Annotated in this window: 21 protein-coding genes; 15 read left to right on the forward strand and 6 right to left on the reverse strand. The window is 56.9% G+C overall.

Features of this window, described 5'->3' with window-relative positions; translation table 11 throughout:
- Position 1: 1 nt before the first annotated feature.
- From HWX89_RS20960 to HWX89_RS20975, 4 genes are all read left to right on the forward strand, one after another.
- Positions 2-931, forward strand: a complete 930-nt coding sequence (locus HWX89_RS20960; protein ID WP_138791067.1) for an EAL domain-containing protein — start codon at positions 2-4, stop codon at positions 929-931.
- 133 nt (positions 932-1064) lie between these two features.
- The gene (locus tag HWX89_RS20965) at positions 1065-1373 is read left to right on the forward strand and encodes a hypothetical protein (RefSeq protein ID WP_138791068.1); all 309 of its coding nucleotides are present in this window, start codon (positions 1065-1067) and stop codon (positions 1371-1373) included.
- A 196-nt stretch (positions 1374-1569) separates the two neighbouring features.
- Entirely contained in the window at positions 1570-2472 is a 903-nt protein-coding gene (locus HWX89_RS20970) for a DMT family transporter (RefSeq protein WP_138791069.1), read from the forward strand.
- A 443-nt stretch (positions 2473-2915) separates the two neighbouring features.
- Complete coding sequence (locus HWX89_RS20975; protein WP_003494703.1) at positions 2916-3131, forward strand: cold-shock protein; 216 nt, start codon at positions 2916-2918, stop codon at positions 3129-3131.
- 81 nt (positions 3132-3212) lie between these two features.
- On the opposite strand, the gene HWX89_RS20980 is transcribed toward HWX89_RS20975, so the two are convergent.
- Positions 3213-3857 (reverse strand): MBL fold metallo-hydrolase, encoded by a 645-nt coding sequence (locus tag HWX89_RS20980; protein WP_138791070.1) that lies wholly within the window; start codon positions 3855-3857, stop codon positions 3213-3215.
- Between the two features lie 214 nt (positions 3858-4071).
- Here HWX89_RS20980 and HWX89_RS20985 point away from each other — a divergent pair, with 214 nt between their 5' ends.
- From HWX89_RS20985 to HWX89_RS21000, 4 genes are all read left to right on the forward strand, one after another.
- Entirely contained in the window at positions 4072-4680 is a 609-nt protein-coding gene (locus tag HWX89_RS20985) for a DUF1236 domain-containing protein (RefSeq protein WP_138791071.1), read from the forward strand.
- A 238-nt stretch (positions 4681-4918) separates the two neighbouring features.
- On the forward strand, positions 4919-5431 hold the full coding sequence (locus tag HWX89_RS20990) for a MarR family winged helix-turn-helix transcriptional regulator (protein ID WP_138791072.1): 513 nt from the start codon (positions 4919-4921) through the stop codon (positions 5429-5431).
- A gap of 2 nt (positions 5432-5433) precedes the next feature.
- On the forward strand, positions 5434-6147 hold the full coding sequence (locus tag HWX89_RS20995; RefSeq protein ID WP_138791073.1) for a response regulator: 714 nt from the start codon (positions 5434-5436) through the stop codon (positions 6145-6147).
- Between the two features lie 31 nt (positions 6148-6178).
- Positions 6179-7558: an ATP-binding protein gene (locus HWX89_RS21000; RefSeq protein WP_138791074.1), complete on the forward strand. Its 1380-nt coding sequence runs from the start codon at positions 6179-6181 to the stop codon at positions 7556-7558.
- 37 nt (positions 7559-7595) lie between these two features.
- Here the strand turns inward: HWX89_RS21000 and HWX89_RS21005 are convergent, their stop codons facing one another.
- The 4 genes from HWX89_RS21005 to HWX89_RS21020 all read right to left on the reverse strand — a co-directional run bounded on the left by HWX89_RS21005 (position 7596) and on the right by HWX89_RS21020 (position 9965).
- Positions 7596-7937 (reverse strand): tRNA-binding protein, encoded by a 342-nt coding sequence (locus tag HWX89_RS21005; protein ID WP_138791075.1) that lies wholly within the window; start codon positions 7935-7937, stop codon positions 7596-7598.
- Positions 7938-7949: 12 nt separating this feature from the next.
- On the reverse strand, positions 7950-8768 hold the full coding sequence (gene proC, locus HWX89_RS21010) for a pyrroline-5-carboxylate reductase (RefSeq protein WP_138791076.1): 819 nt from the start codon (positions 8766-8768) through the stop codon (positions 7950-7952).
- A 1-nt stretch (position 8769) separates the two neighbouring features.
- Positions 8770-9270 carry a type III secretion system chaperone family protein gene (locus HWX89_RS21015; protein ID WP_138791077.1) on the reverse strand — a complete coding sequence of 167 codons (501 nt, stop codon included), beginning with the start codon at positions 9268-9270 and terminating at the stop codon, positions 8770-8772.
- A gap of 431 nt (positions 9271-9701) precedes the next feature.
- A complete protein-coding gene (locus HWX89_RS21020) occupies positions 9702-9965 on the reverse strand; it encodes an accessory factor UbiK family protein (RefSeq protein WP_138791078.1) in 264 nt (87 codons plus the stop codon).
- 273 nt (positions 9966-10238) lie between these two features.
- On the opposite strand from HWX89_RS21020, the gene lgt reads away from it, so the two are divergent.
- The 7 genes from lgt (at position 10239) to HWX89_RS21055 (ending at position 18901) form a co-directional block, all read left to right on the forward strand.
- On the forward strand, positions 10239-11081 hold the full coding sequence (gene lgt, locus HWX89_RS21025; RefSeq protein ID WP_178340852.1) for a prolipoprotein diacylglyceryl transferase: 843 nt from the start codon (positions 10239-10241) through the stop codon (positions 11079-11081).
- A gap of 15 nt (positions 11082-11096) precedes the next feature.
- The gene (locus HWX89_RS21030; RefSeq protein WP_138791079.1) at positions 11097-12197 is read left to right on the forward strand and encodes a class I SAM-dependent methyltransferase; all 1101 of its coding nucleotides are present in this window, start codon (positions 11097-11099) and stop codon (positions 12195-12197) included.
- Positions 12198-12343: 146 nt separating this feature from the next.
- Positions 12344-13138 (forward strand): peptidoglycan editing factor PgeF, encoded by a 795-nt coding sequence (pgeF, locus tag HWX89_RS21035; protein ID WP_138791080.1) that lies wholly within the window; start codon positions 12344-12346, stop codon positions 13136-13138.
- 1 nt (position 13139) lies between these two features.
- Positions 13140-14291 carry a M24 family metallopeptidase gene (locus tag HWX89_RS21040; RefSeq protein ID WP_138791081.1) on the forward strand — a complete coding sequence of 384 codons (1152 nt, stop codon included), beginning with the start codon at positions 13140-13142 and terminating at the stop codon, positions 14289-14291.
- Positions 14292-14412: 121 nt separating this feature from the next.
- A complete protein-coding gene (locus HWX89_RS21045) occupies positions 14413-15117 on the forward strand; it encodes a hypothetical protein (RefSeq protein WP_138791082.1) in 705 nt (234 codons plus the stop codon).
- A 218-nt stretch (positions 15118-15335) separates the two neighbouring features.
- A complete protein-coding gene (locus HWX89_RS21050; RefSeq protein ID WP_138791083.1) occupies positions 15336-16268 on the forward strand; it encodes a ribose-phosphate pyrophosphokinase in 933 nt (310 codons plus the stop codon).
- Between the two features lie 365 nt (positions 16269-16633).
- Entirely contained in the window at positions 16634-18901 is a 2268-nt protein-coding gene (locus HWX89_RS21055) for a methyl-accepting chemotaxis protein (RefSeq protein WP_138791084.1), read from the forward strand.
- A 159-nt stretch (positions 18902-19060) separates the two neighbouring features.
- On the opposite strand, the gene exaC is transcribed toward HWX89_RS21055, so the two are convergent.
- Positions 19061-20578, reverse strand: coding sequence for an acetaldehyde dehydrogenase ExaC (exaC, locus tag HWX89_RS21060; protein WP_138791085.1), 1518 nt, complete (start codon positions 20576-20578; stop codon positions 19061-19063).
- Positions 20579-20623: the final 45 nt, after the last annotated feature.

The raw sequence follows: 20623 nt of genomic DNA on the forward strand, positions 1-20623 counted from the left end.
TATGGCGCAGAAAAGCATCTTTTCCAGCCTCGTCCGCCAAGCCGACGGGACCTGGACCACAACCTATCGCACGTTCAGATTGAAATCGGCTTTACAGCCGATCTTTCGAAGAACGGAGGTCGGCCCTCTCGACATCGATTCCTTCGAGGGTCTCGTCCGTCCCTATCGTGGTGAAGAGCCCGTCACGCCGGGTGAGTTTTTCGCACTCGTTGCGCCTGAAGATATCGAGAACATCGACAGCATTCTGCGCACCATCCATATTCTCAACGTCGGCAGGCTGGATCGCGCCCGCGCCCGCATCTTTGTCAATTTTCATCCTGGCCTCTTCCAGACACCCGCCAAAATGCGGCAGGAGGTGGAACGCATGCGACTTGCCGCCCACGAAGCGGGCATCACAGCAGATCGCATCGTCTGCGAAATCTCGGAAAAGAAAACATCCGACACACGCATGGTGGCGGATTTTGCCTATCATATGCACGATATCGGCTTTCGCGTCGCCTTGGACGACTATGGCGCCGGCGATTCCGACATCGAGCGCATCAAGCTTATCAAGCCGGACTATGTGAAATTCGAATCCGGATGGGTAAATGAGTTCATGCGCAATTCGGCCGGCGCTGCATTGCTGCGCGTCATCGTCGGCCAGTTCCGCAACGATGGCATAGAACCCGTCTTTGAAGGACTGGAGTCAGACTGGCAGGTCGACCTTTGCGAAGAACTCGGCGTTTTCCTGATGCAGGGATATGTGCTGGCCAAACCCGAACTGGCCCCGACGAGCTTCGATGAGCGTTTTCCCGAACTGGGAAGCGACCGATACAACGCCACGGTGCGGGCAGAACGAACCACATCAGGCCTGCCGCTCTTCAAGGAAGATCGTCCTTCGGACATTCGTCCGGCACGCCCAACACGAACATTTGGAAAACGCGGCATCTGACAAGACCGCACGCATTAACCGTGCCTTGATATTGCCACAATAAATACCGCGGACCGCCTGAATTCGGTCTCCAAGCAGTCCATTTCGAAGCCTCTTCTATCCTTCGCGAGCAGGGATAAAAGGGAACTGGACAATGTTTACGAACGACAGGACTTCCGTCGAAAGATTACGGGCCAAAAGAACATTGTTTTCTCTCTGGATGGCGATAGCTGCTCTCCTCGTGATCCTGACCATGGCAGCAGGACTTGCAACCTCGGCAAATGCTGCGCAGGCCGTGGACACCATGCAGACCGCCTCCATCCCTCAGGTTGCCGCAACCGCACCGGAAGGCGACAACACATTGCTCATAGCTCTCTCTGGCTTCGTCTTTCTCGGCCTCGGCGTCGGCGGTGTGGTCCTGACAAGGCGCAGCCTGAAGGACGAAGCGCGTCGTTTCAAATAGCGACCACGAAATGCTCCCTGCCGCCTTTTGCCCCGCCTCGCCCCGGACCTGCCCTATCCGCCGCCGCTGACTTGCAGCGCCCCCACCTTGCTGATAAAGCACGTGGCTAACGTCGTATCGACAATTCAAAAAATCCCCGAACGTTCAAGGCCGTGACCTTAGGTTGTCAGGCCCTTGTCTTGCTGCTGGTGCCATTATGACGCGTGTTCAAGCCAATCTGGTGCTTCTCCTCGCTGCGGCGATCTGGGGTGGCGGTTTCGTTGCCCAGTCCTCGGCGATGGCATCGATCGGGCCGTTCTGGTTTGTCGGGCTACGCTTTGCGATCGCAACCATTGCCGTCCTGCCATTTGCCCTGCTCGAAAACCGCAGCCTCAAAGCCGCCCCCACGAGGAGCAACATGCGGTCGTTTGCGATTGTCGGGCTTGCTCTGTTTGGGGGCGCTACCACGCAGCAGGTCGGCCTGCTCACCACCACAGTGACGAATTCCAGCTTCTTAACTGGCCTCTATGTAATTTTCGTACCGGTCATTGCGGTCGTTCTTTATCGTCGCCATCCACACTGGATTGTCTGGCCTTGCGCTCTGATGATGCTTGGCGGAATTTTCCTGCTTTCGGGCGGCGCGTTCGCTGCTCTCACCCAAGGCGACATCCTCAGCATTATCTGCGCCTTCTTCTGGGCCATCCAGATCACGCTGGCTGGCCGCTTCGTTTCCGAAACTGGAAGGCCTCTGGCGCTGTCCTGCACACAGTTCGCTGTTTGCTCCCTCCTGAGTTGCATCATCGCTCTCGTCTACGAGCCAATAAGCATGGCAGCGATTACAGGTTCGCTGGCCGAAATTTTCTATGTCGGACTGGTCTCATCAGGCCTTGCTTTTGTGTTGCAGGTGATTGGCCAGCGTTACACGACAGCCCCTCAGGCAGCTATATTTCTCTCATCGGAAGCCCTTTTCGGTGCTTTGCTAGCATCGATTTTCCTCAACGAGACGATTTCGGGGGCCGGTTACGTAGGCTGCCTGATTATCTTCGTTGCCATCCTGATGGTCGAACTCATACCCGAACTCACCAAGAAGCGCCCCAAAAGCATGGCGGGCGCGGCCTGACACGAAAAGAACCATTTTTCCCATTTCGGGAAAAAGCGCGGCGCCACCGCTAGAAATTTGCTGAAAATGCCGAACCATACGGTGATTATTTCAGCAATTTAGCAGGCTGCAGAAAAATTATGCGTTCACCGTCATTTGCTCTACCGCAGGTTTTTTATCTGATAAAAAGCCCTTGAAAACTTTTGCTTGCCAATTTCAAATAAACGCATCACTCTACCGCGGTTCGGGCAATTTGCGAGCATGGGAAGGCCTATAAATTTGCGCACCGGGGACGCTATAAACCTCGGGCGGCGGGACGAAAAACGTTGGATGAGAACGCCATTACTTCCCGTTGCGAAGGTCCATTTTCTCAATAGTCAAAAGCTGCCTGCCAACGCCCACGCGGGGCAAAACTGTAATGCTGCCTGTAGCTGAACGCGGGCAGAGCGAAAAGGACCTGATGCATGGCCGAGACTGGCACCGTAAAATTCTTCAATACCGACAAAGGCTTCGGCTTCATCAAGCCAGACAATGGTGGCGCTGATATCTTTGTTCACATCTCTGCCGTACAGGCTTCTGGCCTGTCCGGTCTCTCAGAAAATCAGAAAGTAAGCTTCGACACGGAACCGGATCGTCGCGGTAAGGGCCCGAAGGCAGTCAATCTGCAAATTGCTGGCTGACCCGACACGGCTTTCTCTTCTAGTTGAAGCCCGGCAGGAATGCCGGGTTTTTTTATTTGCGTCGCCAAAACAACTTCAGGTTCAAATGCCTTGAAGATAGGGGTTCGTACGGCGTTCTTCACCCAAGCGCCCACCCGGGCCGTGACCGCAAATGAACCCGACCTCATCGCCAAGCGGCAGAAGCTTGTCGCGAATGGATGCAATCAGTTGGTCATGGTTGCCACCCGGCAGATCGGTGCGACCGACGGAACCGGAGAACAATACGTCTCCGACATGCGCGAAATTCTGGTCACGATTGTAATAGATGACATGGCCTGGCGCATGTCCAGGGCAATGATAGACCTCAAACACATGATCGCCGAAGGATACCCGGTCGCCGTCATTCAGCCATCGGTCCGGCAGTACGTTTTGCAGACCGCTGATCCCGTATTTCTCCGCCTGCGCCTCAATTCGCTCAAGAAGCGGACGGTCGTCTTCGTGCGGGCCAACAATATCAAGAGCGAGCTTCTCTTTGAGTTCCTTGGCTCCTCCGGCATGATCGAGGTGACCATGCGTCAGCCAGATCTCTTTCAACGTGATGCCGTTTTCCGCAACAACCTGGAGAATAACGTCCACATCCCCGCCGGGATCAACAATGACGCCCTCCTTGGTGTCCTGATCGAAAAGAACAGTGCAGTTCTGTTCAAAAGGCGTAACAGGAATAATGCCTGCCTGTAGTTTTCCCATGTTATCGTCTCCGGCACCCAAAAAATCCAGTTTTCTATAACGCGCTGTCCTGCCCGGCACAATGCAACGACCGCATTCGTTGGATCGCTGTTTAGCGTTGGAAATCAGTGAGAACGGTCCGAACAGAATGTTTTCAGATACCGGCTGCACAAAAAATCTTGGAACGGACAGACCGTTCTGACGTTTAGCTCCCGTCTTAAAAGGAGTGAGACACATGGACAAAAAGCTGAAACTACTCATAGCCGGCGGCGCTTTTGCGCTCATGGCCGGTTACGCAAATGCCGCCATGGTCGCCACAACCGCATCCGACATTTCCGTGCGTTCTGGCCCTGGCGACGACTATCCAGAACTGGGTCTTGCTACCCGTGGCAGCAATGCCGTGCTTGATGGCTGCATAGAGAGCAGCGCCTGGTGTCGTATTGAGGTGAACGGTATGAGAGGTTGGGCACATGCCGACTATCTCAACGTGATGTATGAAGGCTCGCCCGTCATTCTGGAAGAGCGCCGTAGCGATCTAAACGTGCCCGTTGTGACCTATGAAAAGACCTCGAGCATTCAGGCTGAACCGAACCCCGGCGACCCCAATCTTGGTCGCGTGGCTGATGTCGATGCCATCACCCCACCTGAAACGGTGATCACCTACATGGATAGCCATCCGGCTGACGTGGTACGTGTCGATGGTGACGTCGTTGTCGGCTCGACTTTGCCGCCCAATACGCAGCTCATGACGATCCCGGACTACGAATATAGCTATGTGCGGGTGAATGATGTTCCGGTTCTGGTCGAACCTGGCACTCGCCGTATTGTCTACGTGTACGAGTAACGGCAAGGCAAGGCGTGACAAAAATCGCCAGACCTATCCAGAAGAGCGCGGATTTCCGCGCTCTTTTCTTTTGCCATCGCTTCTCAGCAGGATTCCGGTTGCACCCCGACCCGCACCATATTATCCAGCGCAACAGAAAATGATCGGCGACATCCTCCCGAGCGGGCACGTTTTCGGCTATGTTTACAAAATATTGGCGCATGGACGTGAGTCAGCCGCAGACAACGAAGGAACAGCAGTGCCACCGCAATCGCTCAAGAACGCAGCCACGAAGCAGACACCTGCACTTCCGAAGGTTGATGACGGCAAGATCGATTTCGACACGATAGAGGCACTGTTCTTCGCTTACCGCGACTTCGTCTCCGATCCGGATGTCATTCTTTCCAAGCTCGAATACGGGCGCGCGCACCATCGTGTTGTGTATTTCGTCAGCAGACAACCTGGCATGACAGTTGCAGATTTGCTGGATACCTTGCAGATCACCAAGCAAAGCCTTGCGCGCGTTCTCAAGCAGCTCATTGACGATGGCTATATTCGCCAGATGGCAGGTCCGGAAGATCGTCGTCAGCGCCGGCTCTACCCCACCCTCACCGGACGGGAGCTTGCACTGGCACTCAGCGAACCACAATCACGTCGTATCGATCGCGCACTGGAAGGCCTTGGCCCCGATGCGCGCGACTGCGTGCGGAAATTTTTGGCGCAGATGCGAAGCCCGACACCCCTTGAAGGGGTTCCATTGGAAAGCGAATAACCATGGCGACAGCTCCGACCAAACGCCCTCCCGCGGAAGACGATGCAGCTCACCTGCTGATCGTCGATGACGATGCCCGTATCCGCGATCTCTTGCAGCGTTTTCTCGGAGACAAAGGTTATCGCATTTCGGTTGCAGCCGATGCGGCCGAAGCACGCCGCAAGATGCTGGGCATTCGTTTCGACTTGCTCATTCTCGACGTGATGATGCCCGGTGAAAACGGTCTGTCGCTTACTCGGTCCCTGAACGAGGACAAGTCCGTTCCCGTCATTCTCCTGACGGCACGCTCCGAAGCCGACGCCCGCATTGCCGGTCTGGAAGCTGGCGCTGACGACTACCTCGCCAAACCTTTCGATCCCCGCGAACTGGTTTTGCGCATCAACAATATCCTGCGACGAAACACATCACCGGATACACCGAAGATCGAACAGATCATGTTCGGCCCCTTCAATTTCTCGATTCCCAAAAAGGAATTGCGACGTGGAGCGGAATCGATCCGTCTGACGGATCGCGAGCAGGAGATTATGCTGCTCTTTGCCCTGCGCGCCGGAGAAACGATACCACGGCATGAATTGGTCGAGGCAGAATCCGATGTTGGCGAGCGAACGATCGACGTGCAGATCAATCGCCTGCGCCGCAAGATCGAGGATGATCCCGCCAACCCTGTCTATTTGCAAACCGTACGCGGTATCGGTTATCGCTTGAGCGTAGATTGAACCTCGCAACAGCGAAAACGGGCGCATAAACATGGCAAGCCTCGATTTTCTCACCACCGTCAAGAACAGCGGCATCGCGAGAAGCTGGCGTTCCTTCGGCAGATTGGTTCGCCACTGGCTACCAACAGGGCTTTATACCCGCTCGCTCATCATCATCATCCTGCCGATGATCCTGCTGCAGGGGGTCGTGGCCGCCGTTTTCATGGAGCGTCACTGGCAGCTCGTCACGGAACGCCTTTCTGCCGCCGTTACCCGCGACATCTCGGCCATCATCGAATTGCTGCAGACGGACCCTGAAGAGGACGACTATCAGCGCGTCATCCGGATTGCCCGCGATAAGCTCGACCTCAGCGTCTATATCGAGCCGAAGTCCGATCTGCCGGCCCCAAGACCCGAACCGCTGTTCTCCATCCTCGACAGGATTCTGGCAGACCAGCTGACCCAGCAAATCGGCAAGCCGTTTTGGATCGACACCTATGGCAATGGCTCGCTCGTTGAGATTCGCATCCAGCTTGAAGACAAGACGCTGAGGGTCTTCACCCGGCGCAGCCAGGCCTACGCATCCAATACCCATATTTTCCTTGTCTGGATGGTCGGTGCATCGCTGGTGCTGATCGCCATTTCCATTCTGTTCCTGCGTGGACAGATCAAACCGATCGAGTCGCTGGCGCTTGCAGCCGAAAGCTTCGGCAAGGGCCAGAAAATCAGCGCCTACTCACCACGCGGCGCAGACGAAGTCCGGCGAGCGGGTCTTGCTTTCATCCTCATGCGCGAGCGCATTGAGCGCCAGATGGAGCAGCGAACGGCTATGCTGAACGGCGTGAGCCACGACCTGCGCACCATTCTGACACGATTCAAGTTGCAATTGGCCCTGGCCGGCGACAATCCCGACCTTGAAGGATTGGACAACGACGTCGAGGATATGCAGTCCATGCTGGAAGCTTATCTGACATTTGCGCAGACCGACGTGGAGGAGAATGTCGGCACGCTGGCGCTTGTTCCGCTTCTGGAAAAGACCAAGCACGACTTTGCGCTGCACGGCAAAACCCTGAGCTACGAACTTTACAACGTCGAGAATGTCGTCGCGCGACCAAATGCGCTGTCCCGCCTTGTTGCTAACCTGGCCGCCAATGCGCAGCGCTATGCCAACCGCCTTCATATCGATATTCGCAAGGCGCCACGCTCGATCATCATGACATTCGATGACGACGGTCCCGGCATTCCAGAACAATCACGCGAAGACGTCTTCAAACCGTTTTTCCGGTTGGACGAAGCACGTAATCTCAATGCTTCGGGTACGGGACTTGGCCTTTCCATTGTCAGGGATATTGCGCGTAGCCATGGCGGGGAAGTCACACTGGGTGACAGCGCGATGGGCGGCTTGCGCGTCATCGTGAAAATTCCGGCCTGATCCGCTCAACCGAGGATCGAGGCCGGACAAGCCGTGATCAGCACATTTTCTCGCCGTTTGGCACGTCGCGCTCGACACCTGCCAGAACGATGGCACCGTCCTTGTCGGCAAAACCGAGGGTAAGAACTTCCGAGCGAAAGGGACCAATCTGCCGCGGCGGGAAATTTACCACGCCCAGCACCCGCCGACCGATCAGGCTTTCCGGCGTATAGTGCACGGTGATCTGTGCCGATGATTTCTTGATGCCGATTTCCGGTCCGAAGTCGATCTTCACCTTGAAGGCCGGTTTGCGCGCTTCCGGAAAAGGTTCGGCTTCGATGATCGTACCGACACGGATATCGACCTTCTCGAAATCGGCATAGGAAATTTCACCGCTCATATCTGTACCTTGTCAGCCGGCCAATTCTTCGGCGCGTTTTTTCGCGGCTGCAACCGCCTTGTCGAACAAGGGCTGCATACCGTCGTCCGCCATCAGGACGGACAGTGCCGCAGCAGTCGTACCACCCGGAGAAGTCACGTTCTGGCGGAGGCGCGACGCCTCTTCCGTCGCCTGGTGCAGCAATTCCCCTGCCCCGGCAACGGTCTCACGCGCAAGACGCATTGCCACATCCGCAGGCAGGCCTGCTTTGCGACCAGCTTCGGCCATGCACTCCACGAGATAGAAGACATAAGCTGGACCGCTACCCGAAACTGCCGTCACCGCGTCGATATCGCTCTCGGCATCGACCCACTCAACGGGTCCGCTGACTTTCAGCAACCCATCGACCACGGATTTCAGAGCTGGCGTAACCGCAGCATTGGCATAAGCGCCCGTGACGCCACGGCCAACCATCGCTGGAGTGTTTGGCATGGCTCTGACAGCAGCCACGTCACCGAAATAAGAAGTGAAGGTGCTGATGGTCGTTCCGGCCGCGATTGAAACGACAACCGTGGATGGACCGACGAGTGACTTCAACGCTGGCAGCACGCTGTCCATCAGTTGCGGCTTCACGGCAACGAACAGAATACCCGCTGTCACGCCTTCCGGTGCGCTTTCGCTATGCAGCGCGCCAGCCTCGGCGATCGTCGTTCTCATGGCGTCGGAGGGGCGTGGATCGACAACGATGACTTGCGATCCGGGCACACCTTTTTTGAGCCAGCCGGTCAGCATTGCGCCGCCCATATTGCCCGCTCCGACCAGAACGAGCGGCCCCGAAGCCTTGTACACCATATTACGCTTCTCCAACGGTCTCGAACATAACGGCTTCAATTGCCGTTTTGGCGTCCAGTCCCGACCAGACGACGAACTGGAATGCCTGATAATATTGCTCGCAGGACTCAAGCGCGCTGGAAAGCAGCACCTCAACCTGCTGGTTGTTGGGCTCCGCGCCGCCAGCGAGCAGAAGCGACTGACGGAAGATCACCACATCTTCCTGCCGCCACAGGTCGAAATGCCCCATGAGCACCTGACCGTTGATTTGCGAAAGCAGGCGAATAACCTCATTGACGCGTGGCTCGGGCACCTTGATGTCGAATGCACAGGCAAGATGAAGCGCCTCGAACTCCTCCATCCAGGAAAAGGAGATATGGTAGTCGGCCCAGTGACCCGCTACCGTCATGGCAATTTCATCCTCGCCAGAGCGTTCGAACGACCAGTCGTTCGTAGCGGCAACGATCTCGATCATGTCCACTGGATTGGACTGACGCTCAATTTCAAATTCCATCAGGCTCATGCGGCACCTTCTCAGCCGGAATCGATGTTACGTTTTGAACGCCGGGCACAAAACTCCCATACAAACCGGATTCAACATTTGAGACGATTGCCCGACACCACCAGAATTACGCAGTCACCCTGTCTGGAGCTTACCAGGTTCGTTTCGAATCATCATTTAAAATCAGTCTATAATGCGCGAGTCCCACTGCCACCCCTCGAAGGCCATTTTTGCTTTTTGAGCAGTGGATATCTTCTCCCGCATTGCCTCAGGCGAGAGTCATAACCGACTCTGACAATTGTGTTTTTTGCATGTGTCCACAGGCCCGAAATTTCCCGTCCCGGTTTCGAAAATGACACCTGATGCAGACCGTCACGGGACAAGCGCGCAACAAAAAACCGGACCCGCCGCGCGAATCCGGTTTCCATCAAAATCTGAGAGCCTTAACCGTGTCAGTCGGTCGAGGTCGAGAGTTTTGCTTCGAGTGCCTCGATGCGGGCGCGCAGGGCGTCATTTTCGTCGCGCGCCTGGATAGCCATTTCGCGCACAGCTTCGAATTCTTCGCGCTTTACGACGTCGAGGCTGTTGAGCCAGCGATCCGCCTGCGCATGAAATGCGGATTCGACTTCCTTACGCATACCCTGCGCAGCGCCGGCTGCGTCTGTCATCAGCTTGGCAAATTCATCCAGAAAACGGTTGGTGCCCGTCGTGCTCATGGCGCAGTTCCTTCGTCGGTTAAAAGAGCTTTCCGCTCCATCCGGTTGATATGTTTCAGGTAGGCACTCGACCGCCACCTTGCAAGCAAAATCGCACAATTCGGCACCTTTCCTCGCCACAAATGGCGCCCGGACAGGCTGCAAAAATCACCTTGACCACCGCCACTTCAATCGCCATTTTCCTCGCTCCGGGTAACGGCCGTCATGGCCGGAAACCTTGAGGCAATGGAACCAATCTGTTGTCAGTAACAGCAACGATGACGGAATATACGATTGTCAGCCGCAGCAGCCCTACTTGCCATTATGCCGTTCCCCGATATTGATCCGGTGGCCGTTTCCATCGGACCCGTCGCGATCCACTGGTACGGGCTTGCTTACGTCGTCGGCATCATGCTCGGCTGGTCCTACGCCCGCCGACTGAGCCGCACCAATCATCTCTGGCAAAAAGACAACTCACCAGTAACCGTGCAGCATCTCGATGATTTCATCCTGTGGGCTGCCGCTGGCATCGTATTGGGCGGGCGCATCGGCTACATCCTGTTTTACGATCTTTCCTCCGTCGCAGCCAATCCGATCAGAGCAATCGAGATCTGGAACGGCGGCATGTCTTTCCATGGCGGGCTAATCGGCACCACCATCGCGATGATATTGTTTGCGCGCAAGAACGGCATTCCGGTCTGGAGCATGTTCGACATCGTCGCCGCCGTCGCCCCCATCGGCCTGTTTTTCGGCCGCATCGCCAATTTCATCAACGGCGAGTTGTGGGGCCGTATTTCCGACGCTCCATGGGCCGTTGTCTTTCCAACAGGCGGCCCTTTCGCCCGCCATCCGAGCCAACTGTACGAGGCGGGTCTAGAAGGCTTGCTTCTGACCGCTGTACTGGCTCTGGCAATCTACGCGTTCAAGGCATTGAAAGCTCCCGGCACCGTGACCGGCATCTTCGTCGCAGGTTATGCTCTTTCGCGTATTTTCGTCGAATTCTTCCGCGAACCGGATGCCCAGATCGGTTATCTGGCAGGCAATTGGCTGACCATGGGCATGGTACTTTCGACACCCATGGTGCTGCTGGGACTGTGGGCAGTCGTTCGCGCCCGCAGTGCCGCAGGCCGCGCGTAACCGGGATGCCTTGCTATGAGCACACCACTTGCGCGTCGCATCAAATCCATGATCCGCCTCAACGGGCCTTTGAGCGTCACAGATTTCTTTTCGCTCTGCCTCGCTGATCCCGAACACGGTTATTACAAAAGCCGAGAGCCTTTCGGTCGCTCGGGCGATTTCATAACCGCACCGGAGGTCAGTCAGCTTTTTGGTGAAATGATCGGCGTTTTCGTGGTGCATGCCTGGCAACGCCACGGCGCTCCTGCCGAGGCAAGGCTGGTCGAAATCGGCCCCGGACGCGGTACGATGATGTCCGATATATTGCGCGTCATTCGCCGGATTGCCCCGCCTCTCTACGAGACGATGCAGATCCATCTCGTGGAAACCAGTCCAAGGTTGACGGCCATACAGAAGGAAATGCTTTCCGGTCACTCCGGCAAGCTGACATGGCACGAGAGTTTCGATGCTGTTCCGGACGGTTTTCTGCTGCTCGTTGCCAATGAACTGTTCGACGCCATTCCAATCCGGCAATTTGTCAGGACGCCACAGGGTTTTCGCGAGCGCGTCGTGAGCCTGGATGCCGACGACAATCTGGTATTCTCGGTAGGTGTCGCAGGTATCGACCCTGCCCTCTTGCCGACCCTTCCCGAACGACAGCCGATTGGAACCATCGTCGAGATATCCCCTGCGCGCGAAGCGGTGATGACGGCAATCTGCCAGCGATTGACCACGCACGGCGGCACGGCACTCGCCATCGACTACGGCCATCTGGTTTCAGCTTATGGCGACACGCTGCAGGCCATGCGCCATCACGCCTTCGACCCGGTGCTCGCCCACCCAGGCGAAGCCGATCTCACGAGCCATGTGGATTTCGAAAGCCTCGTCAAAACAGCAGAGGCAAACGGCGTCCATGTCAACGGCAGTCTGCGTCAGGGAGACTTCCTGTACGGGCTTGGCCTGAAGGAGCGTGCTTCGGCACTGGCAGCCAAGGCGGACCCCGACCAGACGCTCGCGATCGCTGAAGCAGTCAATCGTCTGGCCGGCGAAGGAGCAGGCAAAATGGGGGAACTTTTCAAGGTGATCGCCGTTTCAAGCCCTGCACTTCATCTCATGCCGTTTCGCGCAGTGGATTGACACAACGAACGGGTCTGGGCCACCATTGCCTGTAAAACGAAGCAGGCGAATGGCATCAAACCCACCTTAGCTCTGCCGACAGGAAACATCTCGCTTACCGCATTCCCACTGCAAAACAGCGACATTCTCCAAGGAATTCCAAGACCATGCAGAACGAAACGCTGCCGCTCCCGATCCAGAGCCCCCTGCTTTCGTCCCTCTCCGGCAACAAGGTTCGTCACGGCTTTTTTACACGCTATGGCGGGGTTTCGGCAGGCATTTACGAAGGTCTGAATGTCGGCCTCGGCTCGAACGACGAGCCGGAACGGGTCAAGGAAAACAGACGCCGCGTTGCGCAATGGTTTGGCCTGCCGACAGAGAAACTTGCGACCGTCCACCAGGTCCATTCTCCTGATGTGGTCGTCGTGGATGACAGCTACGCGGGCGATCGCCCGGAGGCAGATGCTATGGTCACGGCGACACCCGGCGTGGTTCTCGGCGTGTTGAGCGCCGATTGCGGCCCCATTCTTTTTGCCGATGCCGAGGCGGGTGTGGTTGGCGCAGCCCACGCCGGATGGAAAGGTGCACTGTTTGGCGTTCTGGAGAACACCATAAGCGCCATGGAACGGCTTGGAGCCAACCGCGAACGCATCGTCACGTCGCTCGGCCCGTCCATCAGCCAGGCCAATTATGAGGTCGGGCCGGAATATGTGACGCGCTTTACCGACATCGATCCCGATTACCAACGTTATTTCTCCGCTGCAGAAAAAGCCGGCCATGCTTTTTTCGACCTGAAACAGTTCACCATCGACCGCTTGATCAAGGCAGGTGTCAGGGCGGAAAATCTCGGTCTTTGCACCTACCCCGACGAAGAGCGATTCTATTCCTATCGCCGCACCACCCATCGCGCCGAACCGGATTACGGACGGCAGATTTCTGCTATCGCTGTTGTGGAGGATTAATATGGCCCTGCATTTCGAGCCCTCGGAATTCGAGGCGCGTCGCGAACGGCTGACCGCGAAGATGGCGGAAGAAAAGCTGGATGCCATGCTGCTGTTTGCGCAGGAAAGCATGTACTGGCTGACCGGTTACGACACCTTCGGCTACTGTTTTTTCCAGACGCTTGTCGTGAAGTCCGATGGCTCCATGACGCTCCTCACACGGGCAGCAGATCTCAGGCAGGCGCGCAATACCTCCACCATCGAAAACATTCTGATCTGGGTCGACAGGCCGAACGCTGACCCGACGCTGGATCTTAAAAATCTGCTGAGCGATCTCGATCTGCTCGGCGCCCGGATCGGTATCGAATACGACACTCACGGTATGACCGGGCGTGTCGCACGCCTCATAGACAATCAGCTCGCCAGCTTTGGCCAGCTTGTCGATGCCTCCTATCTCGTCAGCACACTTCGTCTCGTCAAAAGCCCGGCGGAAATCGTCTATGCAAAACGGGCTGGCGATATGGCCGACGACGCACTTGATGCCGCGATGAAAATCATCGCGCCCGGCGCTGACGAAGCAGACATTCTGGCAGCGATGCAAGGCGCGATCCTGGCACGTGGCGGCGACTACCCCGCCAACGAATTTGTCATTGGCTCTGCCGCGGACGCTCTGCTCTGCCGCTACAAGTCTGGCCGCCGCAAGCTTGACACGACGGATCAGTTGACCCTGGAGTGGGCAGGTGTCAGCGCTCACTATCACACGGCCATGCTGCGAACGGTACTGATAGGCGAACAGGATTTCCGGCAAAAGGAGCTCTACAGCGCCTGCCTGCAAAATCTGACGGCGATCGAAGAAATCCTGCGTCCCGGCAGCACATTCGGCGATGTTTTCGACATGCATGCCCGTGTCATGGATGAACGCGGCCTCACCCGACACCGCCTCAATACCTGCGGTTACTCGCTCGGCACCCGTTTTTCGCCGTCCTGGATGGAGCATCAGATGTTCCAGGCAGGCAACCCACAGGAGATTCAGAAAGACATGACACTGTTTGTGCACATGATCGTGATGGATTCCGACTCGGGCTACGCGATGACGCTAGGCCAGACATATCTGACGACGGACGGCGCCCCGGAGCCCCTGTCACGCCACAGCCTCGATCTTCTGACAGCGTGAGTCTTACTCCACAACCGGCCATTTGACCTGGTAAACCGGCGTGTTTGACAGGAGGGGAGAACCCGCCATACATTGCCGCACCCTGGAAGAATATGGAGCGGAACATGAGAGGCAACATCGCATGAGCCGGACAAGGCTCATTCTCGTCATCCCGGCGCTCGCCCTCATGCTGTCGGCCTGCAACACGACGGAAGCCCTGACACCGCAGGTCGATATTGGCCAAAGCGGGTCCACACCCGTGACCCAGGGTGATCTTGATCAGATGGCCGCCGCCGCAGACAGGGCACCAGCAGGTTCACCAGCGACATCGAGCTCAGTTCGCTCCTATGCGCCACAAAATACGCTGCAGGCTCAGGCACAGGCGCTCTCCAACGGCAATCAATATGGCCAACCAGTCGACCAGAGTCCTCCCCAGCAGCAACCGCAACAGACGGCCTCGCTCGCTCCTTCCGGTTCCTCCGGCGATTCCATTCGCTTTCTGCCCATTATCGGCGCTCCCGTACAGGCGGTCACCCCGCTGTCGCGCCAGCTCGGCGCGGAAGCACGTGCCAAGGGTCTGACGATCCGCGCCTCGAACGACCATTCCGCCGACAATATCCTGAAAGGATACTTCTCCGCCTTCGCTGATGGCAGCAAGGTGAATGTCATTTACGTCTGGGATGTGCTGGATGCGAATGGTGCGCGCCTGCACAGGCTTCAGGGCCAGGAAACAGTGCCTGGCAAGGGCAACGATCCATGGTCGGCCGTCAGTGATCGTGTGATGCAGGATATCGCGGCAAAAACGCTGAATGAATATGTCACATGGAAGCAAGCACAGCGGGGATGAGGCAGTAAAACCGGACAAGTCGCAAAGATTTCACGAAAATCATTGGGAAAGCATGGAGTCCTCTTGCAATCGGAGGCAACAGCGCTATTAAGGCGCGCATGGCAATAGGGCGTGTCCGGCAAAGGTCTTTCGGCCGGGTATTCCTCCCCTTGAACGACGCTTGGTCACGGAAAACCTATCCCGGACCATAGGCGATGGCATGGAAACAGGCGGCCGCAATGAAGGTTTTCGCAGGCAATTCGAACCGGCATCTCGCCGAAGCGATCTGCAAGTATCTCAACGTTCCTCTAGGAAATGCCACTGTAAAGCGGTTTGCTGACCAGGAAATATTCGTAGAAATCGGGGAAAACGTACGTGGTGAGGACGTTTTTGTCGTCCAGTCCACCTCATTCCCGGCAAACGATCATCTGATGGAATTGCTCATCATGATCGATGCCATGCGCCGCTCTTCAGCGAAGCGGATCACGGCGGTTCTTCCCTATTTCGGTTACGCCCGCCAGGACCGTAAGGCCGGCCCCCGCACACCGATTTCCGCCAAGCTTGTCGCCAACCTGATTACTGAAGCGGGTGCTGATCGCGTTCTGACGCTCGATCTTCACGCTGGGCAGATCCAGGGTTTCTTCGACATTCCGACCGATAACCTCTTCGCCGCACCGATCCTAGCCCGCGACGTTAAGGAACACTACGACACCAACAACGTCATGGTGGTTTCGCCTGACGTTGGCGGTGTGGTTCGCGCCCGTGCACTGGCAAAGCGCCTCGACTGTCTGTTGGCTATCGTCGACAAGCGCCGCGACCGTCCGGGCGAATCCGAGGTCATGAACGTCATCGGTGATGTCTCTGGAAAGGACTGCCTCCTGATCGACGACATCGTCGATTCCGGCGGCACGCTTTGCAACGCGGCCGAAGCGCTGCTGAAGAAAGGCGCGACCAGCGTCACCGCTTACATCACGCATGGTGTTCTGTCCGGCGGAGCTGTTGCCCGTGTCGCTTCATCGAAGCTTCGCGAACTCGTCATCACTGACAGCATTCAGCCGACCACCGCCGTTCAATCGGCCCACAATATCCGCGTTGTCACAACGGCAAATCTTTTGGGCGAAGCCATCAACCGTACGGCTCAGGAAGAGTCTGTGTCTGGTCTGTTCGACTGAGACATCGAAGATCAGGTAACAATTTGAAAGGCGGCCATCATTCCGATGCCGCCTTTTTGCTTTTCCGGGGCTGCGACCGGACAGCGCATCGATCGGGGAGCTGAAAGAACGGCTTGTCCAACCCGTTCTCAACATCCAACTGGCGAGACATTTCCGTCAGTCACCACCGATCCTCCACGACACGTGCCGTCGACGGAGCTTCGCGCCATTTCCTTACCGTTTTATGCAAGCCTCAACACGACGAGAACACGGGAAATTTTCGCGTAAAAAGAGAAATATAGTCGTACAATTGCCTCGAAATTTAACGCGTCCGTAAACAATTGTTGCGACGTTTCCGGCACATATTTCAGGGGGGAGAAAACACGATGCCCGGCACGATTCCGTCCAATGGCAAGATCAAGTCATTGTCCATAAAAGCAAAGTTTGCAGCACTGGTCACAGGCGCAACCTTGATTTCCTGTTTGTCCGTAGGACTGATCTCCTATCAGATCGGCAAGGCAGGTCTGATCGACGCCAGCACAATCAGGCTCGAAACGGTTGCAGGAAATCAATCGAAGCAGCTTGACGCATATACATTGCGCGTCGAACAAAGCATTGCCGAACTGTCGCAGAACTCTGCAATTGCACAGGCAACGGAAACGATGACCAACATCATTCCGAGCGAACTGGATGCCGTCGTGCAGGCTTTCCGTCGTGATGGCGTTTCTGAAGAAGAGCGCGCCGCTTTTGACGGTACCGGATTGAAGTTGCTCTACGCCATCCAGCACGCAACCATCAATGGGACCATTGCCAGCGTTTGGCGCAATACCAAGGTCAGTGACATCTACGTAATCGACAAGAACGGTCTGATTGTCTACTCGGTAACCAAGGGCAAGAACTTCCTCACCAATATTTCCGAGCCGCAGAACAGAGCCATCAAGGATCTTTATGATCGCGTCTCTGCGGGGAAAGACGGCATTATCACGACTGCGTCGTTCAGCGGCCAGGGCGCGGACGAATCTGCTTTCGTCGGCATGCCGCTTGCGGTTTCGAACTGGGGACAGATACAGCGAAAAGGCGTCGTGATCATGCGCGTTTCGGCAGACCGGGTTGGCACGATCGTCACGCCGGAAGAAACCGGCAAGAGCATTGACGATGCGCTTCTTCTGAGTGCAGACGGCAAACGCCGCGCGGGCGTCCTGTCCGGCGGTGCGGACGCTCGTGTTCCCGAAAGCCTGGCGGGCCTGTCCGGCTCGGCAAACGCCGGCACGGTCGTCGCAAGCACGCCTGCTGGCAACATGTTCTACGCGTATCGCCCGGTCACCGTTTTCGGCGAAAAGCATTTACTCGCGATCGGCCAGCAGGAGAGCAAGGTTCTCGCGGCTGCCAACAATCTCGCCTTCTGGGCGACGCTGGCAACACTCGCAGTCCTGGCCGCCATGACCCTCATCGGCATCGCCGTTTCCGCAGGCCTCACAAAGCCGCTGACCGGCCTGGCAAACCTCATGGAACGCCTGAACGGCGGCGAAAACAACATCGAGATCAAGGCTGTCGCACGCGGCGACGAAATTGGCACAATGGCCCGCGCACTGGAATCCTTCCGCCGGGGCATCCTTGATAAGCTGCGCATGGAAGACGAAGCCGCCCGCAAGGGAGAGGAACTCGACGAAGAACGCTCCCAGCGCGAAATGGAAAAGGCGAGAAGCGCCAAGGAGCTGGAAGAAGCCGTCAGTGCTCTTGCAAAGGGTCTCGCCAACCTCGCCGCCGGCAGGCTCGATCTGCGGATCGAGAAAGCCTTTGTTCCGTCCCTTGACCATCTGCGCATCGATTTCAACAATTCGATGGCGGGTCTGGAAACGACAATCGCCAATATCGATCACAGCGCCAGCGCCATTCGTGCCGGCTCGAGCGAACTCAAGAGTGCCTCGGAAGACCTGTCTCGTCGCACGGAACGGCAGGCCGCTGCCCTTGAGGAAGCTGCGGCAGCACTGGGCGACATGACGAAGGCCGTCAACAATTCTCTCGAACGTTGCAACGTGGCGGTCGAAGCAACAGCCGACACTATGCAGGACGCACACAAGTCTACAGCCGTGGTGAAGGAAGCCATCGTCGCGATGGAACGGATCGAAACCTCATCGTCCAAGATCCGCCAGATCATCGATGTCATCGATCAGATCGCGTTCCAGACCAACCTTCTGGCTCTGAACGCCGGCGTCGAAGCTGCGCGTGCCGGCGAAGCAGGCAAGGGCTTTGCTGTCGTTGCACAGGAAGTCCGCGAACTCGCGCAGAAATCCGCCGCTGCGGCCCGCGATATCACCCAGCTGATCGCAACCTCGGCAGGTGATGTAGAAAGTGGCGTTGCGCTGGTTCTGCGCACCGGCGAAAGCCTGGAACAGATTCAGGGCCGCATTCAGTCCGTCAACGATCAGATCGTGGCGATCGCCGCCGCGTCACGCGAACAATCGGGACGCCTTGGTGAAATCAACGCTTCGGTCAACGAACTCGATCAGGTCACACAGCAGAATGCCGCCATGGTCGAGGAAACAACTGCCTCCGCCTTCTCGCTGGCAAGCGAGGCCGACGGCCTGACCGAACAGGTTGGACAGTTCTCGGTTGGCTCCGGTCATCAGAATGAGCGCCGCTACGCCGCTTGACGGCGACCACGCCTAGAAATCTTTAAAAGAGGCCGGACACTTTCGTGTCCGGCCTCTCTCTTTCGGGCAGGGATTTCAAATTGTCTGAGCCGGGCTCCCAGGAGCCTTGAGCCCCTGGGAGCTTGCCGGCGACCACCGCCGCCGGCCCCGGGGAGGAGATCAGAAGAAACCGACCTTGTTCGGGCTATAGGAAACAAGAAGGTTCTTGGTCTGCTGATAATGATCGAGCATCATCTTGTGGGTCTCGCGACCAATGCCCGACTGCTTGTAACCACCGAAGGCGGCACCCGCCGGATAGACGTGGTAGCAATTTGTCCAGACACGGCCGGCCTCGATGCCACGACCGGCACGATAGGCAACGTTGGTATCACGGCTCCACACGCCAGCGCCCAGGCCGTAGACGGTGTCGTTGGCGATTTCGAGCGCCTCTTCCACTGTCTTGAAGGTCGTCACAGAAACGACGGGTCCGAAGATTTCCTCCTGGAAGACCCGCATCTTGTTGTTGCCTTCAAAGACCGTTGGCTGGATGTAGAAACCATCCTTCAGATTGCCGGAAAGCGATTTCTTGTCGCCGCCAGCAAGCACCTTCGCGCCTTCTTTCTTGCCGATTTCCAGATAGCTCATGATCTTGTCGAACTGCTCTTGCGAAGCCTGCGCACCGATCATGGTGGAGTTGCTGAGGGGATCGTCCTGCGTGATTGCAGCAACGCGCTTCAGTGCCTTTTCCATGAAGCGATCATAGATGGACTCATGCACCAGAGCACGAGACGGGCACGTGCAGACCTCACCCTGGTTGAGCGCGAAGAAGGCGAAACCTTCGAGCGCCTTGTCGAGGAAGGCATCATCTTCATCCATGACATCGGCAAAGAAGATGTTCGGCGATTTGCCGCCCAGTTCCAGCGTGATGTTGGTCACATTGTCAGCCGCATAACGCATGATTTCCTTGCCGACCGACGTGGAGCCGGTGAAGGCGATCTTGGCAATGCGGTTGCTTTGCGCCAGTGGCTTGCCGGCTTCCGTGCCGAGACCGTTGACGATGTTGATGACACCAGGCGGCAGAAGGTCCTCGATCAGTTCCATCACCACCAGAATGGATGCTGGTGTCTGTTCGGCAGGCTTGAGCACGACGCAGTTGCCGGCAGCGAGAGCTGGCGCAAGCTTCCAGGCCGCCATCAGGATCGGGAAGTTCCACGGAATGATCTGACCGACGACGCCCAGCGGCTCATGGAAATGATAGGCAACGGTATCATTGTCGATCTGGCCGATCGTGCCCTCCTGCGCGCGAATGCAGCCTGCGAAATAACGGAAGTGATCGATCGTCAGCGGAATATCCGCGTTGGTGGTTTCACGCAGCGGCTTGCCATTATCCCAGGTCTCCGCCCGGGCAATGAGATCGAGATTGTCCTCGATGCGTTGCGCGATCTTGAGAAGAATGTTGGAGCGTTCGGTCACGCTCGTCTTGCCCCACTTCTCCCGCGCCTGGTGCGCGGCGTCGAGGGCAAATTCGATATCGGACGCATCCGAGCGTGGGACTTCACAAATCTTCTGTCCGGTCACTGGCGACAGATTATCCATGTAGCGGCCGGATTTCGGTTCGACCCACTTGCCGCCAACATAGTTGCCATACTTCAGCTTGAACGGCGCCTCGCCAGCCTTTTGCTGAACCTGAATATTCATGATTTCATCCTCCCTGATGAAAAACGATCCGTTGCAGACCGCATG

This window comes from Rhizobium sp. RM (assembly GCF_013390595.1).
GTDB lineage: Bacteria > Pseudomonadota > Alphaproteobacteria > Rhizobiales > Rhizobiaceae > Agrobacterium.

Excerpts from the sequence above, each read along its gene's own strand:
- HWX89_RS20960 (WP_138791067.1), top strand. The coding sequence starts at position 2 with ATGGCGCAGAAAAGCATCTTTTCCAGCCTCGTCCGCCAAGCCGACGGG.
- HWX89_RS20965 (WP_138791068.1), top strand. The coding sequence starts at position 1,065 with ATGTTTACGAACGACAGGACTTCCGTCGAAAGATTACGGGCCAAAAGA.
- HWX89_RS20970 (WP_138791069.1), top strand. The coding sequence starts at position 1,570 with ATGACGCGTGTTCAAGCCAATCTGGTGCTTCTCCTCGCTGCGGCGATC.
- HWX89_RS20975 (WP_003494703.1), top strand. The coding sequence starts at position 2,916 with ATGGCCGAGACTGGCACCGTAAAATTCTTCAATACCGACAAAGGCTTC.
- HWX89_RS20980 (WP_138791070.1), bottom strand. The coding sequence starts at position 3,857 with ATGGGAAAACTACAGGCAGGCATTATTCCTGTTACGCCTTTTGAACAG.
- HWX89_RS20985 (WP_138791071.1), top strand. The coding sequence starts at position 4,072 with ATGGACAAAAAGCTGAAACTACTCATAGCCGGCGGCGCTTTTGCGCTC.
- HWX89_RS20995 (WP_138791073.1), top strand. The coding sequence starts at position 5,434 with ATGGCGACAGCTCCGACCAAACGCCCTCCCGCGGAAGACGATGCAGCT.
- HWX89_RS21000 (WP_138791074.1), top strand. The coding sequence starts at position 6,179 with ATGGCAAGCCTCGATTTTCTCACCACCGTCAAGAACAGCGGCATCGCG.
- HWX89_RS21005 (WP_138791075.1), bottom strand. The coding sequence starts at position 7,937 with ATGAGCGGTGAAATTTCCTATGCCGATTTCGAGAAGGTCGATATCCGT.
- proC (WP_138791076.1), bottom strand. The coding sequence starts at position 8,768 with ATGGTGTACAAGGCTTCGGGGCCGCTCGTTCTGGTCGGAGCGGGCAAT.
- HWX89_RS21015 (WP_138791077.1), bottom strand. The coding sequence starts at position 9,270 with ATGAGCCTGATGGAATTTGAAATTGAGCGTCAGTCCAATCCAGTGGAC.
- HWX89_RS21020 (WP_138791078.1), bottom strand. The coding sequence starts at position 9,965 with ATGAGCACGACGGGCACCAACCGTTTTCTGGATGAATTTGCCAAGCTG.
- HWX89_RS21030 (WP_138791079.1), top strand. The coding sequence starts at position 11,097 with ATGAGCACACCACTTGCGCGTCGCATCAAATCCATGATCCGCCTCAAC.
- pgeF (WP_138791080.1), top strand. The coding sequence starts at position 12,344 with ATGCAGAACGAAACGCTGCCGCTCCCGATCCAGAGCCCCCTGCTTTCG.
- HWX89_RS21040 (WP_138791081.1), top strand. The coding sequence starts at position 13,140 with ATGGCCCTGCATTTCGAGCCCTCGGAATTCGAGGCGCGTCGCGAACGG.
- HWX89_RS21045 (WP_138791082.1), top strand. The coding sequence starts at position 14,413 with ATGAGCCGGACAAGGCTCATTCTCGTCATCCCGGCGCTCGCCCTCATG.
- HWX89_RS21050 (WP_138791083.1), top strand. The coding sequence starts at position 15,336 with ATGAAGGTTTTCGCAGGCAATTCGAACCGGCATCTCGCCGAAGCGATC.
- HWX89_RS21055 (WP_138791084.1), top strand. The coding sequence starts at position 16,634 with ATGCCCGGCACGATTCCGTCCAATGGCAAGATCAAGTCATTGTCCATA.
- exaC (WP_138791085.1), bottom strand. The coding sequence starts at position 20,578 with ATGAATATTCAGGTTCAGCAAAAGGCTGGCGAGGCGCCGTTCAAGCTG.